Origin of the sequence: Novosphingobium sediminis (assembly GCF_007991615.1) — a bacterium.
Classification (GTDB): Bacteria; Pseudomonadota; Alphaproteobacteria; order Sphingomonadales; family Sphingomonadaceae; genus Novosphingobium; species Novosphingobium sediminis.
The window spans coordinates 154,632-175,759 of the sequence record NZ_BJYR01000018.1; the positions used below are offsets into that span (position 1 = coordinate 154,632).

17 protein-coding genes are annotated in these 21,128 nt (G+C 67.3%); 11 read left to right on the plus strand and 6 right to left on the minus strand.

The window, feature by feature from the left end:
• The first annotated feature begins 28 nt into the window (after window positions 1-28).
• From NSE01_RS14030 to NSE01_RS14040, 3 genes are all read left to right on the plus strand, one after another.
• Window positions 29-865, plus strand: a complete 837-nt coding sequence (locus NSE01_RS14030) for an enoyl-CoA hydratase/isomerase family protein (protein ID WP_147160263.1) — start codon at window positions 29-31, stop codon at window positions 863-865.
• Between the two features lie 88 nt (window positions 866-953).
• Complete coding sequence (parC, locus tag NSE01_RS14035; protein WP_147160264.1) at window positions 954-3,248, plus strand: DNA topoisomerase IV subunit A; 2,295 nt, start codon at window positions 954-956, stop codon at window positions 3,246-3,248.
• Window positions 3,245-4,012: an SDR family NAD(P)-dependent oxidoreductase gene (locus NSE01_RS14040; protein WP_147160265.1), complete on the plus strand. Its 768-nt coding sequence runs from the start codon at window positions 3,245-3,247 to the stop codon at window positions 4,010-4,012. The genes parC and NSE01_RS14040 overlap by 4 nt, the downstream gene beginning before the upstream one ends.
• Window positions 4,013-4,277: 265 nt before the next feature.
• Here the strand turns inward: NSE01_RS14040 and NSE01_RS14045 are convergent, their stop codons facing one another.
• Window positions 4,278-6,353, minus strand: coding sequence for a protein-disulfide reductase DsbD family protein (locus tag NSE01_RS14045; protein ID WP_147160266.1), 2,076 nt, complete (start codon window positions 6,351-6,353; stop codon window positions 4,278-4,280).
• Window positions 6,354-6,539: 186 nt separating this feature from the next.
• On the opposite strand from NSE01_RS14045, the gene NSE01_RS14050 reads away from it, so the two are divergent.
• Window positions 6,540-8,243 (plus strand): alkaline phosphatase family protein, encoded by a 1,704-nt coding sequence (locus tag NSE01_RS14050; protein WP_147160267.1) that lies wholly within the window; start codon window positions 6,540-6,542, stop codon window positions 8,241-8,243.
• Complete coding sequence (locus NSE01_RS14055; protein ID WP_147160268.1) at window positions 8,240-9,463, plus strand: UbiH/UbiF/VisC/COQ6 family ubiquinone biosynthesis hydroxylase; 1,224 nt, start codon at window positions 8,240-8,242, stop codon at window positions 9,461-9,463. Before NSE01_RS14050 ends, NSE01_RS14055 begins: the two co-directional genes overlap by 4 nt.
• Here the strand turns inward: NSE01_RS14055 and NSE01_RS14060 are convergent.
• Genes NSE01_RS14060 through hemC form a run of 3 tightly spaced genes read right to left on the minus strand, consistent with a single transcriptional unit; the run spans window position 9,460 to window position 12,024 of the window.
• Entirely contained in the window at window positions 9,460-10,359 is a 900-nt protein-coding gene (locus NSE01_RS14060; RefSeq protein ID WP_246135214.1) for a hypothetical protein, read from the minus strand. The genes NSE01_RS14055 and NSE01_RS14060 overlap by 4 nt on opposite strands.
• A gap of 17 nt (window positions 10,360-10,376) precedes the next feature.
• Window positions 10,377-11,069, minus strand: a complete 693-nt coding sequence (locus NSE01_RS14065) for a uroporphyrinogen-III synthase (protein ID WP_147160269.1) — start codon at window positions 11,067-11,069, stop codon at window positions 10,377-10,379.
• A 10-nt stretch (window positions 11,070-11,079) separates the two neighbouring features.
• A complete protein-coding gene (gene hemC, locus NSE01_RS14070) occupies window positions 11,080-12,024 on the minus strand; it encodes a hydroxymethylbilane synthase (RefSeq protein ID WP_147160270.1) in 945 nt (314 codons plus the stop codon).
• 45 nt (window positions 12,025-12,069) lie between these two features.
• Here hemC and tsaD point away from each other — a divergent pair, with 45 nt between their 5' ends.
• From tsaD to NSE01_RS14090, 4 genes are read left to right on the plus strand one after another with little or no spacing between them, the layout of a single operon-like run.
• Window positions 12,070-13,119 carry a tRNA (adenosine(37)-N6)-threonylcarbamoyltransferase complex transferase subunit TsaD gene (gene tsaD, locus NSE01_RS14075; protein ID WP_147160271.1) on the plus strand — a complete coding sequence of 350 codons (1,050 nt, stop codon included), beginning with the start codon at window positions 12,070-12,072 and terminating at the stop codon, window positions 13,117-13,119.
• Entirely contained in the window at window positions 13,116-14,123 is a 1,008-nt protein-coding gene (locus NSE01_RS14080; protein WP_147160272.1) for an NAD(P)H-dependent glycerol-3-phosphate dehydrogenase, read from the plus strand. The genes tsaD and NSE01_RS14080 overlap by 4 nt, the downstream gene beginning before the upstream one ends.
• Entirely contained in the window at window positions 14,116-15,624 is a 1,509-nt protein-coding gene (locus NSE01_RS14085; protein ID WP_147160273.1) for a lipopolysaccharide biosynthesis protein, read from the plus strand. The genes NSE01_RS14080 and NSE01_RS14085 overlap by 8 nt, the downstream gene beginning before the upstream one ends.
• Window positions 15,625-15,640: 16 nt before the next feature.
• On the plus strand, window positions 15,641-16,120 hold the full coding sequence (locus NSE01_RS14090; protein ID WP_147160274.1) for a helix-hairpin-helix domain-containing protein: 480 nt from the start codon (window positions 15,641-15,643) through the stop codon (window positions 16,118-16,120).
• Here NSE01_RS14090 and NSE01_RS14095 read toward each other — a convergent pair.
• On the minus strand, window positions 16,117-16,641 hold the full coding sequence (locus NSE01_RS14095; RefSeq protein WP_147160275.1) for a hypothetical protein: 525 nt from the start codon (window positions 16,639-16,641) through the stop codon (window positions 16,117-16,119). The genes NSE01_RS14090 and NSE01_RS14095 overlap by 4 nt on opposite strands.
• Window positions 16,642-16,776: 135 nt before the next feature.
• Window positions 16,777-18,966, minus strand: coding sequence for an excinuclease ABC subunit UvrB (gene uvrB / locus NSE01_RS14100; RefSeq protein WP_147160276.1), 2,190 nt, complete (start codon window positions 18,964-18,966; stop codon window positions 16,777-16,779).
• A 138-nt stretch (window positions 18,967-19,104) separates the two neighbouring features.
• Here uvrB and NSE01_RS14105 point away from each other — a divergent pair, with 138 nt between their 5' ends.
• Together NSE01_RS14105 and NSE01_RS14110 are read left to right on the plus strand one after the other, a co-directional pair.
• A complete protein-coding gene (locus tag NSE01_RS14105; RefSeq protein WP_170233847.1) occupies window positions 19,105-20,097 on the plus strand; it encodes a DUF481 domain-containing protein in 993 nt (330 codons plus the stop codon).
• A 92-nt stretch (window positions 20,098-20,189) separates the two neighbouring features.
• Window positions 20,190-20,738: a DUF3617 domain-containing protein gene (locus NSE01_RS14110; RefSeq protein ID WP_147160278.1), complete on the plus strand. Its 549-nt coding sequence runs from the start codon at window positions 20,190-20,192 to the stop codon at window positions 20,736-20,738.
• Window positions 20,739-21,128 lie beyond the last annotated feature (390 nt).

Below are 21,128 nucleotides of genomic sequence, written 5' to 3' on the forward strand. Positions count from 1 at the left end.
CTGCGGGACCGGAGAGGGAGAACAAGCCATGGCCTACGATACCTACAAGCTGCTGCGTGTCGTGCGCGAGGGCGCGCTGGTCACAGCGGTCGTCGATGCGCCGCCGATCAATGTCATCACCATGGAACTGTTTCAGGAACTGGCTGCGCTCTCCATCGAACTGGAAGCGGATCCCGATGCGCTCGTCTTCGTGCTCAAGAGCGCGGACCCCGATTTCTTCCTCGCGCATTTCGATGTCGCGCTGCTGATCGCGATGGCGAATGCGCCCGCCGGGCCAGTCGGCGATGTGAACACCTACCACGAGATGTGCGCGCGCTATCAGCGGATGGACAAGGTCACCATCGCGCAGATCGAAGGCCGGGTCGGTGGCGGCGGCGCGGAACTATCGATGAGCTTCGACATGCGCTTCGGCGTCATTGGCAAGACCGTGATCAACCAGATGGAAGTGCCCATCGGCATTCTCCCCGGCGGCAGCGGCACCCAGCGCCTGCCGCGCCTCGTTGGCCGGGCGCGGGCGATCGAGATCATCCTCGGAGCCGAAGACCTCGATGCCGAGACAGCCGAGAAGTGGGGCTGGCTCAACCGCGCATTGCCGGCGGACGCCATCGACGCGCATGTCACCGCGCTCGCCCGGCGCATCGCCAGCTTCCCGCCGGGTGCGGTGCGGGCGGCCAAGCGTTCCATCGAAACCTCTGCCCTGCCGCTCGACGAAGGCTGCCGGATCGAGGCTGAACTGTTCCAGTCCGTGCTGTTCACCGATACCGCGCGCTCCCAGATGCAGCGCTTCCTCGATCTTGGCGGCCACACCCGCGAAGGCGAGCTGCGCGTTGCGGAACTGAGCGCAGAGGTGGCGAGGCCGGGCTGAACAAGCGATGATCCCCAAGACATCGGGGTAAACTCGCCCTCGCGCCTGTTCCCTTGGGCCCGTCCGGCTTGCTATGGCATCACCAGCCATGACCAAGACCACCACACCGGACGAGCCCGATCCATTCGACGCGATTGTCGATGCGCCTTTCGATGCCGCGCTTTCGGAGCGCTACCTCGTCTATGCGCTGTCCACGATCACCGCGCGTTCGCTGCCCGATCTGCGCGACGGGCTGAAGCCGGTTCACCGCCGCCTGCTCTGGGCGATGCAGCAGCTGCGGCTCGATCCCACGGGCGCGTTCAAGAAATCCGCGCGCGTCGTCGGCGATGTCATCGGCAAGTATCACCCGCACGGCGATGCTTCGGTCTACGATGCAATGGTCCGCCTCGCGCAGGATTTCGCGCTGCGCTATCCGCTGGTCGAGGGCCAAGGCAACTTCGGCAACATCGACGGGGATAATGCGGCGGCCTACCGCTACACCGAAGCGCGCCTCACCCGCACCGCGATGCGCCTCATGGCAGGCTTGGAAGAAGGCACCGTCACCTTCCACCCAACCTACAACGGCGAGGAGGAAGAGCCCGAGATCTTCCCTGGCCTGTTCCCCAATCTCCTCGCCAACGGCTCCAGCGGCATCGCCGTCGGCATGGCGACCAACATCCCGAGCCACAACGTGGCTGAGATCGTCGATGCCACGCTCAAGCTGATCGACAACCCGGCGGCCACCCATGACGAGCTGATGGAAGTGTTCCACGGCCCCGATTTCCCGACCGGCGGTCTCGTGGTCGATAGCCGCGCCGCGATCAGCGCCGCCTATGAAAGCGGCAAGGGCGCGATCCGCGTGCGCGGGCGCTTCTCCACCGGGCGCCAGGAAGATGGCAGCTGGGAAGAGACCGGCATCGAGAAGCTGGGCGGCGGCCAATGGCAGCTCGTGCTCTCCGAAATCCCCTATCAGGTGCAGAAGGGCAAGCTGATCGAGCAGATGGCAGCGCTCATCGCGGACAAAAAACTGCCGATCCTCGAAGACGTGCGCGACGAGAGCGACGCCCAGATCCGCATCGTGCTCGTGCCCAAGAGCCGCAATGTCGATCCCGAACTGCTCAAGGAATCGCTCTACCGGCTGACCGACCTTGAGGTGCGCTTCGGGCTCAACCTCAACGTGCTCGATGCCCACCGCACCCCGGGCGTGCTCGGCCTCAAGCTGCTGCTGCAGGAATGGACGATCTCGCAGATCGACATCCTGCTGCGGCGCTCGCGCCACCGGCTCGAGAAGATCGCGAACCGGCTGGAGCTCTTGGGCGGCTACATCATCGCCTACCTCAACCTCGACCGGGTGATCGAGATCATCCGCACCGAGGACGAGCCCAAGCCGATCATGATGGCCGAGTTCGGCCTGACCGACCGGCAGGCCGAGGCAATCCTCAATATGCGGCTGCGCAGCTTGCGCAAGCTCGAGGAAATGGAACTGCGCAAGGAGCGCGACGGGCTGCTTGTCGAACAGGCGGACCTGCAGGCGCTGCTCGATGATCCCAAGCTGCAGAAGAAGCGGCTCAAGGCCGATCTCAAGGCGCTGCGCAAGGAATACTCGGAGGATACCCCGCTCGGCCGCCGCCGCACCACCTTGGCCGAAGCCGCGCCGACGCGCGAATTCAGCATGGATGCGATGATCGAGAAGGAGCCCGTCACGGTTATCCTTTCCGCGCGCGGCTGGATTCGCGCCGCCAAGGGGCACCTCGCGCTGGATACGGACTTCAAGTTCAAGGAAGGCGATGGCCCCGCCTTCGCGCTCCACTGCCAGACCACCGACAAGCTGCTGTTCGCGGTCGACAACGGTCGGTTCTACACCTTGGGCGCGGACAAGCTCCCCGGCGCGCGCGGGTTCGGCGAGCCGATCCGCACCATGGTCGATATCGATCCCGAAGCGCAGATCATCGGCGTCGTCGTGTTCAAGACCAAGGGGCAGTTGCTCCTGGCGGCGAACAGCGGGCGCGGCTTTGCGGCGGAAATGGACGAACTGCTGGCCGAGACACGCAAGGGGCGCGGCGTTGTCACCACCAAGCCCGGCGTCAAGCTCACCGTGGTTCGCGAGATCGCAGCCGAGCACGACCACGTCGCGGTGATTGGTGACAATCGCAAGCTGGTGGTGTTCCCGCTCAGCGAAGTGCCGCTGCTCGGCAAGGGGCAGGGCGTGACTCTTCAGCGCTACAAGGACGGCGGCCTCGCCGATGCCATCACGCTCACTTTTGCGGATGGCCTTTCGTGGGCGATGGGGGGAGAAAGCGGGCGCACCCGCACCGAGAAGGACCTTCTGCCGTGGAAGGTCGCGCGCGGGGCGGCGGGGCGGCTTCCGCCCACCGGTTTTCCGAGGGATAACAAGTTCGCATGACGGGTAAACGACTGGCAGAACGCATCGCGCTGATTACCGGCGCTTCTTCGGGTCTCGGCGCGCACTTCGCGCGGCTCTATGCGGGCGAGGGCGCAGCGGTCGTCATCGGCGCGCGCCGCGTGGACCGCGTTCAGGCGCTCGCGGATGAAATCAACGCAGGCGGCGGCAAGGCTCTCGCCGTTGCGCTGGACGTGACGGACGAGGCCTCGATCATCGCCGCCTTCGATGCAGCGGAAGCCGCGCTCGGCGTGCCCGACGTGGTCGTCGCCAATGCCGGTGTCGTCGTGCCGGGGCGTGCAGTCGATGTTGCGGCGGAAGGCATCCGCTCCGTCGTCGATACCAACTTCACCGGCGTTTACCTGACCGCCCGCGAAGGCGCGCGGCGCATGATCGCGGCAGGCTCGAAGCAGAGCGAGAAGGGCCGCGTCATCCTGATCGGCTCGATCACCTCGCACATGACCGCGCAGGGCGATGCCGCCTACGCCGCTACCAAGCTCGCCGTGCAGCACCTCGGCCGCCAGTTCGCGCAGGAATGGGTGCGGCTGGGGATCAGCGTCAACACGATCCAGCCCGGCTATATCAGCACCGAAATCGCCGGCGACTGGTTCGATACCGAAGGCGGCAAGGCCCAGATCGCCAGCTGGCCCCGCCGCCGCCTGACCGATGTCACCGCGCTCGACGAACCGATGGTGTTCTTCGCCAGCGACGCCTCACGCCAGATCACCGGTGCGCACATCACGGTGGATGACGGGCAGAGTTTGTAGGGCTGCCTTCGCACGCAACCCAATCCACCCAACCCCGCTCACCCTGAGCCTGTCGAAGCATGTCCTGAGCGGCTGCTGCAAGCAGCCAGCCGAAGGGGGTGCTGGCGAGACCGTCGCGGCCGATGCTTCGACAAGCTCAGCATGAGCGGTTGGAATACATGTTCCTTCGTCATTGCGAGGAGCGCAGCGACGAAGCAATCCAGGGCGTCACGCAAAACGGCTCTGGATTGCTTCGCTACGCTCGCGGGTGACGAAAGGCGGGGCCTCACCCCTTCGGCAGCTCCGCCATGAAATCTGCGCTCAGCACTTGCGGCAGCTTCTGCGGCGCGGCGGCCTTGGCGGGATACCACAGGTATAGCGGAACCCCCGCCGCGCCTTGCTGCGACAGGAAGCTCGTGATCTTGGGATCGCGCCGCGTCCAGTCGCCCACCAGCACGACCACGCCCGCTTTCTTGAATGCATCGCGCGTGCTCTCGCGCTCGATGGCGGCGGCTTCGTTTACCTTGCAGGAAAGGCACCAGTCGGCGGTGAAATAGGCGAACACCGGCTTGCCCTGCGCCCGCGCTTCGGCGAGCGCCGCCTCGCTGAAGGGCTTGGCATCGAGCAGGCCTGCCTCGACCGGACCGCCGGGGCCCGCCGTTGCCAGTCGCGGCGTTACCGCCAGCGCCAGCGCGGCCAGCACCAGGCTCCCCGGCAGTGCCCACTTTGCCGTGCCAAGGCCTTGCCGCTGCGCACGCCCGATCGCCACCAGCAGCGCTACCACCAGCACCGCCAGCGCAACCGCGCCCGCCGCGTAGGCCGGCCCGCCCAGCCGCCACGCCAGCCAGCCGAGCGCCAGCACGGTCAGCCCCATCGGCACCGCCATCGCGCGGCGGAACCGTTCCATCCACGCGCCGGGTTTCGGCAGCAGGCGGCGCAGCGCGGGAATGAAGCCGAGCAGCAGGAACGGCAGCGCCAGCCCGAAACCGAGCGCGGCAAACACCGCCATCGCAGCCCATGCCGGCAGGATCAGCGCCGCGCCCACTGCCGCCGCCATGAAGGGGCCGGTGCAGGGCGTCGCCACGAACGCAGCCAGCAAGCCGGTGCCGAAAGCGCCCAGCCAGCCGCCCTTCGCCGTGCCCGAACTGCTCTCGATGGATAGGCCCGGCAGCTCGTAAAGCCCGGCAAAGTTCGCCGTGATCGCCACCGCCAGCAGCAGCAGCAGCGCCACCACGCCCGGGTCCTGCAACTGGAACGCCCAGCCGACTTGCGTCCCCGCCGCCCGCAGCGCGAGCATCGCCGCGCCGAGCGCCATGCAAGCGAGCATCACGCCCGCCGTATAGGCCACGCCTTCGACATGCGCGTTATGGCTGCCCGCGCGGGCGAGCGCCAAGGCCTTGAGGCTGAGGATCGGGAACACGCAAGGCATCACGTTGAGGATCAGCCCGCCCACCAGCGCGCCAAGGATCGCGAGCACGAGCGTGGCCGCAGAGAACGGTACCGGCCCGCTGCCCTTGCCGAGCGGGGTACCGCCCGCGGGCACCGTGCCGGGCACAGCGGTGAACGCGATGCCGCCGAGCGATTCGCCCTTCGCGCCTGTGCCCAGCGAAAGCACGCCGCTGATCGAGAGCGGAGCCTCCGGCGAAGCGAACCCGGCCTTGGCCAGTTCGATCACCAGCGTATCGCCAATGCGGCTGAACGCCTGCGGCTTGGCGTAATCGGCGATGCCCTCACCGGTGATGAAGAAATGCGGATCGCCGATGGCAGCGCCCGCCGGAAACGGCACGGCAATGCGCCATCCGGCAGCACTTGCGGCGAACGTCCCCTGCCGGTCGAGCGGCGCGGGGAGCGCCGCGCGCCAGCCATCGAAGCGCGCGTCGGCGGGGCCGCTGCCCACCGTCACTGTTCCCTGCAAGGCCGCGCTTTCCGGCACGCAGATCGCCTCGGTGCAGGCGAGCCAATTGGCCTTGGCGGTGATCGGCAGGACGGTGCCGGGCTGCGCATCCTTCGGCACGGTGAAGGGCACGAGCACGGCATAGTCATGCTCGTAGATGTGGTTCATCAGCCCCTGCAGCAGCAGCGTTTGCGGCACGGGAAACTCGAGCGCCCCGGTGCTCGCGCCCGGCGGCAGCGTCCATTCGAGCGTGACCGGCAGGCCCGCGTCACCCGGATTGCTCCAATAGCCGTGCCAGCCCTTGTCCGGCTGCATCAGCACCGCAAGGCTGATCGTCTCGCCGGGTGCAGCCGGCCGCTCTGCCAGCAGCGAGGCGCGGATATGCGGTCCTTGCGCCCATGCGGCAGAGCCGATCAGCGCCAGCCAGCAAGCCGCGATCAGGAGGACGAGATTTCGCAATAATGCCATATGCCTCGTCTATCCCACCCGGCACGCTTTGGCCACCTGCCCGCCCAGTTGCCCCTGCGGGCAGGCGGCCATGCGAGGCCTCTTGCGCGCACCCGCCCGCGGGGCCATCACGCGGCGGTCTGGTCCGGAGCAGGCGACTCCGGTTCAGCCCAGTACTTCGGCCAAGTACCGAGAAAGGTTACCCATATGGCGCTTCGCAAGTTCCGGTCCGTCACTCTGGGAGCGGCTGCGCTCGCCGCCGCGCTGGTGCTGCCCCATGCGGGCTTCGCGCGTCCTGCCGCCAAGCCTGCACCTGCTCCGGCACCGGCTATCCAGCCTGCCGCGAATGCGCCCAAGCTGATCGTGGCGATCTCGATCGACCAGTTCTCCGCCGATCTCTTCGCGCAGTACCGTTCGCACTTCACCGGCGGCCTTGCGCGCCTCGCCTCGGGCGCAGTGTTCCCGGCAGGCTTCCAGAGCCACGCCGCGACCGAGACCTGCCCCGGCCACTCGACCATCCTCACCGGCGTGCACCCCGCGCGCACCGGGATCATCGCGAATACGTGGATCGACCAGTCCGTCGCGCGAGGCAAGAAGCAGGTCTATTGCGCGGAGGACGAGACCAAGGCTGCGGCGGACCCCAAGGACTACGTCGCCTCGGTCGGCCATCTCCTCGTCCCCACGCTGGGTGAACGCGTCAAGGCGCTCTGGCCGACCAGCCGCAACGTCGCCGTTTCGGGCAAGGACCGCGCCGCGCTGATGATGGGCGGGCACGTGATCGACAGCGTCTACTGGTGGAAAGGCGCGGGCTTCACTTCGCTCGATGGCCGCACGCTGACTCCGGCCGCCGTCAACGAAAACAAGGCGCTGGCCGATGTTCTGGCGCAAGGCGCGCCGGAACTGCCGCTTCCGGATTGGTGCGCCGGCAAGGCCCGCGCGATCCCGCTGGGTGGCAGCTTCTCGGTCGGCACGGGCCGCTTCGCCCTGGCGCCGGGTGACAAGAATGCGTTCCGCGCCTCGCCGCGCATCGACCGCGCGACGATCGATCTCGCGACCGAACTCGTTGACGAGAACAAGCTGGGCAAGGCGGCGACGCCCGATGTGCTTTCCGTCAGCCTCTCAGCCACAGACTATGTCGGCCACGGTTTCGGCACCGAAGGCAGCGAGATGTGCATCCAGCTGCAACAGCTCGATCTCGCGCTCGGCGATTTCTTCATCGCGCTTGACCAGCGCGGCATCGATTATGCCGTGGTGCTGACCGCCGACCACGGCGGGTTCGACATGCCCGAGCGCCTCGGCGAACAGGCACTTCCCGCTTCGCACCGCGTGTCGAAGTCGCTCCTCCCCGAAGCGCTCAGCGCGGCGGTGGCGGCCAAGACCGGGCTCGATGCGAAGGATCTCGTCCTCTCCGATGGCGCTTCGGGCGATCTCTGGCTGCGCCGCGATCTCGCCCCGGCGGACAAGGCCCGTGTGCTGGAGGCGCTGAAGGCCGAACTGCTCGCCAATCCGGAAGTCGCCGCCGCCTTCACCGCCGACGAGATTGCCGCTTCGCCCGCGCCCACCGGCTCGCCCGAGACATGGCCGCTGATCGCCCGCGCCAAGGCTTCGTTCTATGCGCCGCGTTCGGGCGATCTCGTGCTGATGCTCAAGCGCGGGGTGGTGCCGATCCCGGCGCCGGGGCCGGGCTATGTCGCCACGCATGGCTCGCCGTGGGACTATGACCGGCGCGTGCCGATCCTGTTCTGGCGCAAGGGCATGACCGGGTTCGAGCAGCCCAGCCCGGTCGAAACGGTGGACATCGCCCCCACGCTTGCGGCACTGATCGGTCTGCCGGTCGCGGCTGGCGCATTCGACGGACGCTGCCTCGATCTCGATGCGGGCACCGGCGATACCTGTGGAGCGAAGCCATGAGTGAGACCCTGATGTCCGATATCGTCATCATCGGTGGCGGGCTTGTCGGCATGACGCTCGCCATCGGGCTCGCCAAGGCGGGTATCCCGAGCGTGGTGATCGATAGCTCGGACCCTTCGGCGCAGACCGCCGAGGGTTTCGATGGACGCGCTTCCGCGATCTCCACCGCGAGCTGGAACCTCTACAGCCATCTCGGCCTCGCCGATGTGCTCGAGCCGCTGGGCTGCCCGATCGATTCGATCGCAGTGACCGATGCGATGAAGCCTGGGCGGATCGATTTCCAGCCGGGCCCCGGCGATGGCTCGCTCGGCCGCATGTTCGCCAACCGCGATCTGCGCATCGCGATGTACGCGGCGGCGGCAAGGGAGGAGCTCATCACGTTCCTTCCCAATGCCCGCGTGGCAGAGCGGGAGCGCGATGCACATGGGGTGAGCGTTACGCTTGCCGATGGCCGCATCATCAAGGGGCGCCTGATGGTCGGCGCCGAAGGCCGCGCTTCGCCGACTCGCGATGAGGCGGGCTTCACCCCGGCGCGCTGGAGCTATGGCCACCGCGCGATGATCGTGGGGCTGGCGCACGAGAAGTCGCACGGCAACACGGCGTGGGAAATCTTCTATCCGGCCGGGCCGTTCGCGCTGCTGCCGCTGCTCGATGATGCGGACGGCAATCACCGCTCGGCGCTGGTGTGGACCGTCAGCGAGAAGGATGCGCCCGGCGCGATGGCGCTGCCGGACGGCGCCTACCTCAGCGCGGTGCAGGAACGCATGGGCGATGTGCTCGGCAAAGTGCGGCTGATGGGGCCGCGCTCGTCGTATCCGCTCAATTTCCACCACACCGCGAAGATGGTTGCGGACCGGCTCGCGCTGGTCGGCGATGCCGCGCACGGCATGCATCCGATTGCCGGGCAGGGGCTCAACCTCGGCCTGCGCGATGTGGCGGCGCTGGTCGAAGTCCTTACCGAGGGCATGCGGCTAGGCCTCGATCCGGGTGATGCGCAAGTGCTGGCGCGCTATGAGCGCTGGCGCGCGGCGGATACCTTCATGGTCTCGGCCGCGACCGACGTGCTGACGCGGCTGTTCGGCGTGCCGGGGCGGATCCCTTCGGCGATCCGGCGCCTCGGCATGGCCGGCGTTCAGCGCATCCCGGCGCTCAAGCGCTTCTTCATGGACGAGGCGCGCGGCATGAGCGGCGCGCTGCCGAGCTTGCTGCAGCCGGCCTAGGCTGCTGGAGTCCCAGCCTCGGCCGACGGGCTGGGAGTTGGCGCAGGCGCTGCCTCAGGCTTGGCCACTGGCGGCGTCGGCGGGAAGGACAGCGCCGCGGTTTCAAGCTGGTCGAGCGCGCGTTCGGCGGCCACGAAATCGCGGGCGTGGGCGAGCCATTCGGTGGCGGCATCCTTGCCCGGCATCCGTTCGACTTCGGCGATGGCGACATCGATGCGGCCCCCGGCCAGCGCTTCGCGCACGCGCGCGGCGCGGCTTTCGGCGGTGGGGGAGGGGCTGTCGGCGTGGCGGATGACGAAGAGTTCGCTCATCTGCCGCGTCATCCACTCCCACGTACCTTCACTCGCGGCTCCGCCGATCAGTTGAGGGCTGGCCTTTTCGAAGGTCTCATTCAGAAGCGCCAGCGTGACCGGCTTCTGCGCGGCGGCGATAACGCGGTCGACGGCGGACTGCTGGGTGCTGCCAAAGCGCACGCGCAGCTGGGTTTCGAGATAGCCGAGCGGCTGGCCGCGTTCGATCGCGCGGCGGGCAGCAAAGGCAACGAGCAGCGCTTCAGCTTGTGTGGCTTGCCCGGCGGCGGCAGCAGCCTGCTGGTTGAGTTCGGCAAGCCGCTGTTCGAGCGCGGAGACCTTGGCGGTGGCGGCGGTCAGCGCGGCGTCGGTCGCGGCAAGGTTGGCGGTGGTCTGCGCCGCAGCCTGCGACATCGAGGCCGAAGGCGACGGGACGGGTGCTTCCGGGAGGCCCGAAACGTGCACTTCCAGCCAGCCGGTTTTCCAGCCGTACCACAGGCCGCCGGCCAATGCTGCCAGGATGAGGAGGACAGCGAGCGCTACACGGCCACGCCCCGAGCGGGTGCGTTGCTGAGAGAGTGGCGAGCCAAAGGTCATGTCCTGCATAGGATCATTTTTTGTTGTCAGTGTCCTTCTGGTGACACTTTGTCGCACATTTGAACCGCGAGTGCCAGCACTGCTTGGTCGCTTCGTGTCTGTGCAATTTCAATATGTTGCCAGCCCTCACCGGCCATCAACGCGATTCGCGGAGCGAGGCAGGCGAGACTTATTGTTTCGCGCGAGACGCCAAGCCGCCCCGATTCTGCGGCAAAATGGGTGGCCGCTTCGCCGGAGTGGAGCAGCACGAGGGCGGGCTTAGCGAGCAGGTCTGCAAGCGGCGCAGGCATGGGCAGGCCGGCGGCGGCATAGACGACGATATCGTCGACCTCGACGCCCTCCGGCATCATCAGCGGCACGCGTTTCTCGCCCGCAAGGCGCAGATACCGGCCCGGTGCCAGCGCGGAGACCATCGGTTGGAGGCCGCCTTCGCCGATCAGCTCCACGCCGAAACCAGCCGCGCGGGCTGCCTCTGCCGTCACCGCGCCGACGGCGTGGACGGGGAGGTTCCGCAGCCCCGCCAGGCCTTCGCCGCCGAGCCGAAACACATTGGCGCTGCCCGCCAGAATCGCGCGGTAGGGCGCGGGATCGGGGGCGATCCATGGCGCGGGGGCCATGTCGAACAGCGGAAACGCACGCGCATCGAGGCCCAGCGCGCGCGCTGAAGAAACCGTGGCTTCGTTGCCCGGTTCGGGGCGGATGACGATGACCGGGAGCATCCCGGCAGCCTCAGTTGCCGGTGAAGTGGCGGCGGATCGCCTCGGAGGCGCTGCCCAGCAGCGTGCTGGCGAGCGCGGCAGGCCCCTCGCTGTCGCCAGCCAGGAAGCTTGCGCTGGCTTCGATTCGCTCGGCGCCATCGGGGCTGAACAGCGCGGCCCGCAGGGTGAGCATGTCGCCTTCCGCGGTGGTGAGCAGGGCAATGGGGCTGTGGCAGGTTCCGCCAAGGCCGCGCAGCAGCGCGCGTTCGGCGTCGATTGCGGCGTGGCTCGGCTTGTGGTCGATGGCATCGAGCAGCGCGCGCAGATCGGTGCGGGCGGCAAGGCATTCGACACCGATCGCGCCTTGCGCCGGGGCTGGGAGCCATGTCTCCGAATCCAGCGGGCTGCCGACAGCCGTCTCGCCAAGACGGTTGAGCCCGGCGGCGGCGAGCAGCGTCACGTCCGCTTCGCCCGCTTCCAGCTTGCCGAGGCGGGTGGCGACATTGCCGCGGAAGCCGACGACGGTCACATCGGGCCGGGCGTGGAGCATCTGCGCGGCACGGCGCGGAGCGCTGGTGCCGACCCGCGCACCGGCCGGAATGGCAGCAACGCTTTCAGCGCCGACGAGCACATCGCGCACATCCTCGCGCGGGAGCACGGCGGCGATGACGAGGGCTTCGGGCCGCTCGGTCTCGACGTCCTTCATCGAATGGACGGCGAAATCGATGCTGCCATCGGCGAGCCAGGCGTCGAGTTCCTTGGTCCACAGCGCCTTGCCGCCGATCTCGGCCAGCGGGCGATCGAGCACTTGATCGCCGCTCGCGACGACCGTCACCAGTTCGACGCAGGCTTCGTCCCAACCATGCGCGGCGCACAGCCGGCTGCGGGTTTCTTCGGCCTGAGCTACGGCGAGCGGAGAGCGGCGTGTGCCCAGCTTGAGCGGGTTCGCGGCGGACGGTGTTAGCGACGTGTTCATGCGTCACTTGCCGTAACGGCGAATGTCTCTAAGGGAAAGTCTCTCATGGCCCTGATCCTTGGCATCGAATCCTCCTGCGACGAAACCGCCGTCGCCGTGATCGACGGGGCAGCAGGTACGCTTGCCGCGCGCGTGGTCGCGCAGCGTATCGCCTCGCAGGATGATGAACACCGTCCCTATGGCGGGGTTGTGCCTGAAATCGCCGCGCGCGCCCACGCTGAAACCCTCGCGCCGATGGTCGGTGCGGTGCTGGAGGAAGCTGGGCTGACGCTTGATCAGATCGACGCGATTGCCGCCACCGCCGGGCCGGGCCTGATCGGCGGGGTGATGGTCGGTCTCGTCACGGCCAAGGCGCTCGCGATGGCAGCAGACAAGCCCTTGCTGGCGGTGAATCACCTCGAAGGCCATGCGCTTTCGGCGCGGCTGGCCGAACCGGGGTTGCAATTCCCCTATCTGCTGCTGCTCGCGTCCGGCGGGCACTGCCAGATTCTCGAAGTGCGCGGACTGGGCCAGTACCGTCGGCTGGCGACGACCATCGACGACGCGCTGGGCGAGGCCTTCGACAAGACGGCCAAGATCCTCGGCCTCGGCTTCCCCGGTGGCCCCGCCGTCGAACGCATGGCGCGTGAAGGCGATGCGAGGGCCGTGCCCTTGCCGCGCCCGCTGCTGGGCAGCGCGGAGCCGCATTTCTCCTTCGCCGGCCTCAAGAGCGCGGTGATGCGTGCGCGGGATGCCGGCATTCACAAGCCGGAAGATATCGCCGCCTCGTTCCAGCAGGCGGCAATCGACTGCGTGATCGATCGCACCCGGCGCGCGATGGCGACATCTGGCCCGGTCACGGCGCTGGTGGTGGCGGGCGGGGTTGCTGCCAATGCCAGCTTGCGCGCCGCGCTCACGGCGCTGGCGGACGAAGCCGGCCTGCCGCTTGTCGCGCCGCCGCCGAAGCTGTGCACCGATAATGCCGCGATGATCGGCTGGGCCGGGGCCGAGCGCTTTGCCGCCGGGCTCACCGATCCGCTCGACGTGCTCGCCCGTCCGCGCTGGCCGCTCGATCCCGATGCCCAGCCGGTGCGCGGCGCGGGGGTCAAGGCATGAGCGCCGCCGTTGGTGTTGTCGGTGGCGGCGCGTGGGGCACCGCGCTGGCGCAGATGCTGGCGAGCGACGGCCGCGACGTGCTGCTGTGGGCGCGCGAGGCTGATGTGGTCGAGGCGGTCAATGCCGAGCATCGCAACCCGCGTTTCCTGCCGGGTGCGCAGCTGCATCCCTCAATCCGCGCGACCGGCGCGCTCGCCGATCTGGCTGCGCTGCCGGTGCTGCTGATGGTGACTCCGGCGCAGCATCTTGGTGCGGTGCTGGGGCAGCTTTCCCTGCTAGGTAGCGATGTGGTGCTGTGCGCCAAGGGCATCGAGCAGGGCTCCGGCCGCCTGATGAGCGATGTCGCTGCTGCTGCCGCGCCCGGCGCGGCGCTTGCGGTGCTCTCCGGCCCGACCTTCGCGCATGAAGTTGCGGATGGGCTGCCGACAGCGGTGACGCTGGCCTGCACGGGCGGCGAGGCGCAATGGGCGCGGCTGGCGCCGGTGATCGCGCGGCCGGCCTTCCGTCCCTACTACTCGGCAGATGTGATCGGCGCTTCAATTGGCGGGGCGGTGAAGAACGTGCTGGCGATTGCCTGCGGCGTCGTCGAAGGGCTGGGCCTTGGCGCGAATGCCCGTGCCGCCCTCATCAGCCGGGGCTTTGCCGAAATGCAGCGCCTCGGCCTCGCCATGGGCGCTGAGGCGGAGACGCTGGCGGGGCTTTCCGGGCTGGGCGATCTCGTCCTCACCTGCTCCTCCTCCGAAAGCCGCAACTTTGCGCTCGGCATCGCGCTGGGCGTGGAGGGCGACAAGACCGGCGGCGCGGCGGCCTTGCTGGCCGAGCGCAGCACGGTGGCCGAAGGCGCGTTCACCGCGCCGGTGCTGGTGCGGGTTGCGGACCAGCACGGTATTGCCATGCCGATTGCAGCCGGCGTCGCTGCTCTGCTCGATGGCGCGATCAGCCCGCGCGCGCTGGTGGCCCAGATCCTTGCAAGGCCCCTGCGTGCGGAGGCGCCCCATGGTTGAGGCGACCGCCCCTCTTTCGGCCGAACAGCAGGATATCGCTGCGCTCGCCAAGGGCGGGCGGACCAATTTCCTCGGCTTCCTGCTTCGGCTTGCCGCGCGCATCCCGTTCCTGTTCATCGCGGGGCGGCTCTATGGCGCGGAAGACCTTGGCCGCTTCGCCTCGGCCACCATCGCGGTCGAACTCGCCGCGCAGCTCGCCACGCTCGGCCAGAAGCGCGGCCTTGCCCAGCAGCTTGCCAGCGATGACCGCGACGGCGCCGAAGTGGTGGCTGACGCGCTGCTGCTGTCGGGCTTCGTCTCGGCTGTGCTTGCGGCGCTGCTCTACATCTTCCCCGCGCCGATGTTCCCCAGCGGGCATTTCACGCCGCTGCAGCGCCTGCTCCCGCTCACCGTCCTGCCCATCGCCTTGGGCGATATCGCGCTGGCGGCGCTGGCCTACCGCTTCGATGTGGGCGCCACGGTGCGCGCCCGCTCGGTAGTGGAGCCGTGGACGCTTTCGATCGTCGCCGGACTTGTCTGGCTCGCTGGCATGTGGACAATCGACCTGCGCGAAAGCGGGCTGATCCTTGCCTATGTCGCCTCGATCTTTGCGGCGACGATGACGACCTTCGTGCCGCTCCTCAGAAGCTACGGGGTGCCGCGCCACTGGTCGCCGCGCCCGATCGACCTCCTCCGGCTGGCGGGGAGCAACCTGCCGCTCGCGGGGGCGGACGCCATCGAATGGGGTACGCGCAAGCTCGATCTGTTCCTGCTCGGCGTGTTTCAGGCGCCCACGGCGGTCGTGGGCATCTACTATGTGGCACAGCAGGTCGCGACCCTGCCGCAGAAGCTCAAGACGAGTTTCGAGCCGATCCTCGGGCCGGTCATCACGCGCAACCTGCAGGGCGGCAACTATCCCGCCGTCGCGCGGCAGGTATGCCAGGTGGGGTTCTGGATCATCGCGGCGCAGGCCGGGGTGGCGCTGGCGCTGGGCATTCCCGGAGCGGCGGTGATGGGGCTGGTCGGGCCGAACTTCGTGGCCGGGACCGCAGCGCTGGGCTTGCTGCTTGCCGCCGAAGTGGCCGCAGCAACCGCCGTGGTGAGCGAAGCCGCGCTGATCTATGTCGCGCGCGTCCGCAATCTGTGGATCAGCCTTGGCACCATCGTGCTGCAGGGCGCGCTTACCGTGGGCTTCATGCTGGCGGCGCGGCGCGCGGGGCTTGATCCGCTGATGCAGGCAGCCGGCGCTGCGGCGGCGCTGGCGATTGCGCTGGCCTGCGCTTCGCTTGCGAAGTCGTGGCTGCTTGGCAGCCTGCTGAGCGAGCGCATCAGCAACTGGCGCTGGGCGCTGATCTGGGCGGCTGCGCCGGCGGTGCTGGTGGGCTATGCTGCAAAGCTGATGCCCGAATGGGTCGAACTCGCGCTCGGCATTCCGGCGATTCTCGGTGTTTACGGCACGGTGATCTGGCGGCGCGGGTTCGGGCCGGAAGACCGCATCCTTTTCCGCAAGCAGACCCTCTGAAAGGCATGGGTGATCGATGATGGAATGGCTTCAGGCAAACGCGGTGCTGGTCGGCGCGGTGGCGGTGCTGCTGGTGCTCGCGCTGGTGTTCCTGCTGCGCCGCTCGAAGGCGGTGCCGGAAAAGCGCGAGTACCGCGATGTTCTCTCCGAAGGCGCGGCCCCGGCGGCGCGCAATTCGGCGCTGATCGATGCGCCGCCGGCCGCCGCGATCGAGCCGCCGCCGGTGATCGCCGAAGCGCCGCCCGTTGCCGCCGATGAAGGCGACGACCTGACGCGGATCAAGGGCCTTGGCCCCAAGATCAGCACGGCGCTGCGTGCGCTTGGCGTGACGCGCTATGCCGAGATCGCGGCATGGACCGAGGCCGATGTGGCGCGGATCGACGCGCAACTGGGCGTGTTTGCCGGGCGCGCCACGCGGGACAACTGGATCGAGCAGGCAGGCCTGCTGGCGAGCGGGGATACCGCGGGCTACGAGGCGAAGTTCGGGAAGCTCTAGCCGCCTGCGCAGCGCTTTATGAGCGCGCCGGGCACGTCGCTGGCGGGCACTTCGATATGCCCGCCGCCCGGAAGCGTGCCGGCAAACTTGGCCTTGAACAATGTGAGGCGGTGATCATCGGCGGGGATCGAGCCCTGCCAGATATAGCCGGGCTGGCCGGGCAGCGCGGTCGCATCGACCGGCAGGCGCAGGATATAACCGCTGCCCTGCAGCGCGAAAAGCGCCGCGGCACCGATGGGGGCGGCAACATTGCGGGTCACCACCAGCGATCCACTCCGGCATTCCAGGTTGAGCAGCGCAGGTTCGCCTGCATAGCCGAAGCGCGCGCTGCCGTCGGGCGCGGAAACCCAAGCGCCCTTGGCGTCCTTGGCACGAGCGGGCGTGGGGGCCGGGTTATCTGCCGGCATAGCGACGCGCACCGCATCAAGCGGGCCGTCCTTGCCCTGCGTCGTTGTCGCCGAGGACGATGTGCAGGCAGCCAGCAACAGAACGAGCAGGGGAGGCGCGACACGCGAAATCAAGGCTTCATCCTTCCGCGACCGGATCATCGCCGCAGCAATGAGGTCGGAGCCAAGCAGCCGAAATTCAAGTCCAGCGCAAGATAGTGAAAGCCGCTGTGCGGTGGATAGAATTGCCTGTGCGGTGCGGGGTGGAACCTACCGCCCCCACTTCTTCTGGCTCTTCCCAAACCGCGTCTTGCGCGTCCCCGGCTTGCCTTCGTTGCTCCGCCCCACGATCGGCGCTTTCTTCTCGCTGTCGGGCAAGCCCAGTTCGCTAGCCTCTAGCGCGCGGATCTCGTCGCGCAGGCGGCCTGCCGTTTCGAATTCCAGATCCGCCGCCGCAGCGCGCATCTTCTTTTCCAGTTCTTCGATGTAAGCGCGCAGATTGTGGCCGACGAGGTTGTTGGCGCCGCCTTCCGCCTCGATCTCCACCAGCACGCCGTCGCGGCTCGCGGTGTCGGCCACGATGTCATGGATGTCGCGCTTGATCGATTCGGGCGTGATCCCGTGGAGTTCGTTGTAGGCGCGCTGCTTTTCGCGGCGGCGGTCGGTTTCGGCGATGGCGCGTTCCATGCTGCCGGTCATGCGGTCGGCATAGAGGATCACCCGGCCATCGACATTGCGCGCGGCGCGGCCGATGGTCTGGATCAGCGAGGTCTCGCTGCGCAGGAAGCCTTCCTTGTCCGCATCCAGAATGCACACCAGCCCGCACTCGGGAATATCGAGCCCCTCGCGCAACAGGTTGATGCCGACCAGCACGTCATAGACCCCTAGCCGAAGATCGCGGATCAGTTCGATGCGCTCCAGCGTCTCGACGTCCGAATGCATGTAGCGGACCCTAAGTCCCGCCTCGTGCATGAACTCGGTAAGGTCTTCGGCCATGCGCTTGGTCAGCGTGGTGACAAGCGTGCGGTAGCCGTTCTGCGCCGTCTTGCGGCATTCGTTGATGCAGTCCTGCACCTGGTCCTCGACCGGGCGGATATCGACCGGCGGATCGATCAGGCCGGTGGGGCGGATCACCTGCTCGGCAAACACGCCGCCCGCCTGCTCCATTTCCCAGTGCCCCGGTGTCGCCGAAACGGCCACCGTCTGCGGGCGCATCGCATCCCATTCGTTGAAGCGCAGCGGGCGGTTGTCGATGCAGCTCGGCAGGCGGAAGCCGTATTCCGCCAGCGTGATCTTGCGGCGGTGGTCGCCTTTGCTCATCGCGCCGATCTGCGGCACCGTTTGGTGGCTTTCGTCGACGAACAGCAGCGCGTTGTCCGGCAGGTATTCGAACAGCGTCGGCGGCGGCTCGCCCGGCATTCGCCCGGTGAGGAAGCGCGAATAGTTCTCGATCCCCGCGCAGCTACCCGTCGCGTGGATCATCTCGAGGTCGAAGTTGGTGCGCTGCTCCAGCCGCTGCGCTTCGAGCAGCTTGCCTTCCGCTTCGAGCTCCTTGAGCCGCTCGGTGAGTTCAAAGCGGATCGCGTCCGCCGCCTGCTTCATCGTCGGCCCCGGCGTCACATAGTGCGAATTGGCGTAGACGCGCACCTTGGAAAGCTTCGTCCCCGCCTTGCCGGTCAGCGGGTCGAACTCGGCGATCTCCTCGATCTCGTCGCCGAAGAACGAGATGCGCCAGGCCATATCCTCGTAGTGCGAGGGGTAGATTTCCAGATTGTCGCCCCGCACCCGGAAATTGCCGCGCTGGAAGGCGGCATCGTTGCGCTTGTATTGCAGCGCCACCAGCTTGCGGATGATCTCGCGGTTGTCGACCGTGTCGCCGACCTTGAGGTCGAACACCATCGCCGAATAAGTCTCGACCGAACCGATGCCGTAGAGGCACGAAACCGAGGCGACGATGATGACGTCGTCGCGTTCGAGCAGCGCGCGCGTGGCCGAATGGCGCATCCGGTCGATCGCCTCGTTCACCGAGCTTTCCTTCTCGATGTAGGTGTCGGACCGGGGCACATAGGCCTCGGGCTGGTAGTAGTCGTAGTAGGAGACGAAATACTCGACTGCGTTCTCCGGGAAGAAGCTCTTCATCTCGCCATAAAGCTGCGCGGCAAGGATCTTGTTGGGCGCGAGGATGAGGGCAGGGCGCTGCAGTTCCTCGATCACCTTGGCCATGGTGAAGGTCTTGCCGCTGCCCGTCACGCCCAGCAGCACCTGCGTCACCTCGCCATCCTTCGCCGAGGCGACGAGATCGGCAATCGCGGTCGGCTGGTCGCCCGCGGGCTGGTAGTCCGAAACCACCTTGAACGGTTTTCCGCCCTCCGATTTCTCGGGTCGTGCGGGCTTGTGCGGCACGAAATTGGCGGAGGTATCGGGCTCTTCCAGCCCTCTGCGGATGACGAGTTCGGCCATGCCGCAGATATGGGGAACAAAGCGCGCACATGCAATCGGCTGGGGATGGATAGGCACCGATGCCCGTTTGATTTATGGCCATCTGGCGATAGCGTGAACGTCGGAAGGCCTGCGGGCGGCATGGGAAGAACCACAGCGGTGCGAGTTCCTCGGCACATCATCGTTTCCGCAGCCCTTGCCCTGCTGGCGCCGGCGGGGCAGGCGGCAGCGCAGGATGTTGTGCCTGCGCCTGATGTGGCGCAGCTGTCCCCGGCGATGGTCGAAGTGCTGGCAGCTGTGGAAGCCTCGCACGATCCGCGCGCGCTGGATGCGCTGGTGCGCTATCTCCAGCAAGCCCATCCCGAAGCGCAGGCCGCCCTTTCAGCGTGGATGGCGCGGCGCAGCGCGCTGGTGTGGCTGGCAGAGCCGCTCCCCGTTGCGAAGGCGCAGGTCGCAGTCGATCTCCCGGCTGAAGATGCCGTGCCGCTCAAGCTGGCTCTCCTTGATCTGCCGACGAAATGGAGCGGCGAAGGTGAACTCGGCGCGTTCCTCAGCACCGGCAGCGCGCCGGGATCGGGCTTTGTCGGGCGGCTCACCGTGGTCGCGGAACGAGGGCGCTGGCGCGTCGCCACTTCGGGCCGGATCGACTACCAGAAGACCTCCGACGAAGTGACGCGCAATCAGATCCGCCTCACGATTGAACCCAACTACAAGTTCGACGAGCACGGCTACGTGTTTGGCCTCGGCCAGTATGAGCGGGACCGCTTTCAGGGCTTCACTGACCGCTTCAGCGTGTCGGCCGGGCTCGGCTACAACCTGCTCGATGGGAATGGCCGCAAGCTCAGCATCAAGGCGGGGCCCGCCGTGCGCGTGACGAAGCCAGTGGAGGGACCGCAGGAGCAGACGCTTTCCGCCGTCGCGCTCGCCGATCTCAAGCTGCAATTGACGCCCACGCTCAACTACAGCCAGGAAGTCAGCACCTATTTCGATGCGGTGCGGCGGACGTACTACACGCTGGCCGCGCTCGATTCGCGCTTGAGCAGCAAGCTCAAGGCCCGGCTATCCTACACGCTGCAGCATGAATCCGGCTCGGGCGTCGCGCGCACGTTGACGGACACAACCAGCCGGCTGACGCTGCTTTACGGGTTCTAGGCCCTCCCACGGGGAGCCTGTGACGCGCATCATTGGAAAACTGCCGGTGCAGTGTTAGCCCTGCAGCATCACGAACGAGAGGACCCGAACCGATGCGCCTGCCGATCCTGCCCCTCATCGCCCTCTCGGCTGCCCTCGCGCTTGGCGGTTGCGGCAGCGGCAAGTCCGTCACCGCAACCAACGAAAGCGTTTCGGGCGTCGCCAAGAAGGTTGCCGATGCCGGGCTCAAGTTCAATCCGGGCCGCTGGGATTCGACGATGAAGTTCGTCAAGATGGACATGGAAGGCATGCCGCCCGAGGCGAAGGCGATGATGTCGAAGATCCTTGGCAAGGACCGCACTTTCGCCACCTGCCTGACCAAGGAAGAGGCCGAGAAGCCGGACGCCAAGTTCTTCGGGCAGGCCGACGAGCGCTGCAAGTACGACAGCTTCGCGATGGGCGGCGGCAAGATCGATGCGAAGATGACCTGCAAGGCCGAGCAGGGCATGCAGACCATGACGATGCAGGGCAACTACACCGCCGAATCCTACCAGATGACGATGTCGATCAACGGCGCCGGGCCGCAAGGCAAGGCGATGTCGATGGAAATGCAGCTCAATGCCAAGCACAACGGCGAGTGCACGGGCAAGGAAGAGGGCTGAGGGCTTCCTTACTCTTTTTCACTGCGAGCGCAGCGATGCAGTCCAGTGCGGCTCTGCGCGCCTGACGCTGGGGCGGGGACAGCTGCTAAACGGCAGCTTTCGCCGAATTGCCGACGCATAGGATACGGGGCTCTGCGGACCGTTTCGGCGGCGCTTACGATGCAGCGATAGTCTGAATGACCACGCCGGGAGTGTAACTGGTGCCGAAAAAAGGCCGCGTAATCTGGTCGTTAGCCCTCCTGTCTGCGCTTGCCGTGCTGCTAGCAATGTTAGGCCCACCTCTAACCATAGCCTCGTTCTTCTGGCTTATCCTCTGGTACTCAGGTGTCGTGGACGACGTTTCTCGAGGCCCCGCGTGGGTTGATTGGGTGATAGACTACGGTTTCCAGG

Coding starts and splice junctions, on each gene's coding strand:
- tsaD (WP_147160271.1), top strand. CDS start 12,070: ATGGCCCTGATCCTTGGCATCGAATCCTCCTGCGACGAAACCGCCGTC.
- uvrB (WP_147160276.1), bottom strand. CDS start 18,966: ATGGCCGAACTCGTCATCCGCAGAGGGCTGGAAGAGCCCGATACCTCC.
- NSE01_RS14085 (WP_147160273.1), top strand. CDS start 14,116: ATGGTTGAGGCGACCGCCCCTCTTTCGGCCGAACAGCAGGATATCGCT.
- NSE01_RS14030 (WP_147160263.1), top strand. CDS start 29: ATGGCCTACGATACCTACAAGCTGCTGCGTGTCGTGCGCGAGGGCGCG.
- NSE01_RS14080 (WP_147160272.1), top strand. CDS start 13,116: ATGAGCGCCGCCGTTGGTGTTGTCGGTGGCGGCGCGTGGGGCACCGCG.
- hemC (WP_147160270.1), bottom strand. CDS start 12,024: ATGAACACGTCGCTAACACCGTCCGCCGCGAACCCGCTCAAGCTGGGC.
- NSE01_RS14065 (WP_147160269.1), bottom strand. CDS start 11,069: ATGCTCCCGGTCATCGTCATCCGCCCCGAACCGGGCAACGAAGCCACG.
- NSE01_RS14090 (WP_147160274.1), top strand. CDS start 15,641: ATGATGGAATGGCTTCAGGCAAACGCGGTGCTGGTCGGCGCGGTGGCG.
- parC (WP_147160264.1), top strand. CDS start 954: ATGACCAAGACCACCACACCGGACGAGCCCGATCCATTCGACGCGATT.
- NSE01_RS14045 (WP_147160266.1), bottom strand. CDS start 6,353: ATGGCATTATTGCGAAATCTCGTCCTCCTGATCGCGGCTTGCTGGCTG.
- NSE01_RS14110 (WP_147160278.1), top strand. CDS start 20,190: ATGCGCCTGCCGATCCTGCCCCTCATCGCCCTCTCGGCTGCCCTCGCG.
- NSE01_RS14060 (WP_246135214.1), bottom strand. CDS start 10,359: ATGCAGGACATGACCTTTGGCTCGCCACTCTCTCAGCAACGCACCCGC.
- NSE01_RS14050 (WP_147160267.1), top strand. CDS start 6,540: ATGGCGCTTCGCAAGTTCCGGTCCGTCACTCTGGGAGCGGCTGCGCTC.
- NSE01_RS14055 (WP_147160268.1), top strand. CDS start 8,240: ATGAGTGAGACCCTGATGTCCGATATCGTCATCATCGGTGGCGGGCTT.
- NSE01_RS14040 (WP_147160265.1), top strand. CDS start 3,245: ATGACGGGTAAACGACTGGCAGAACGCATCGCGCTGATTACCGGCGCT.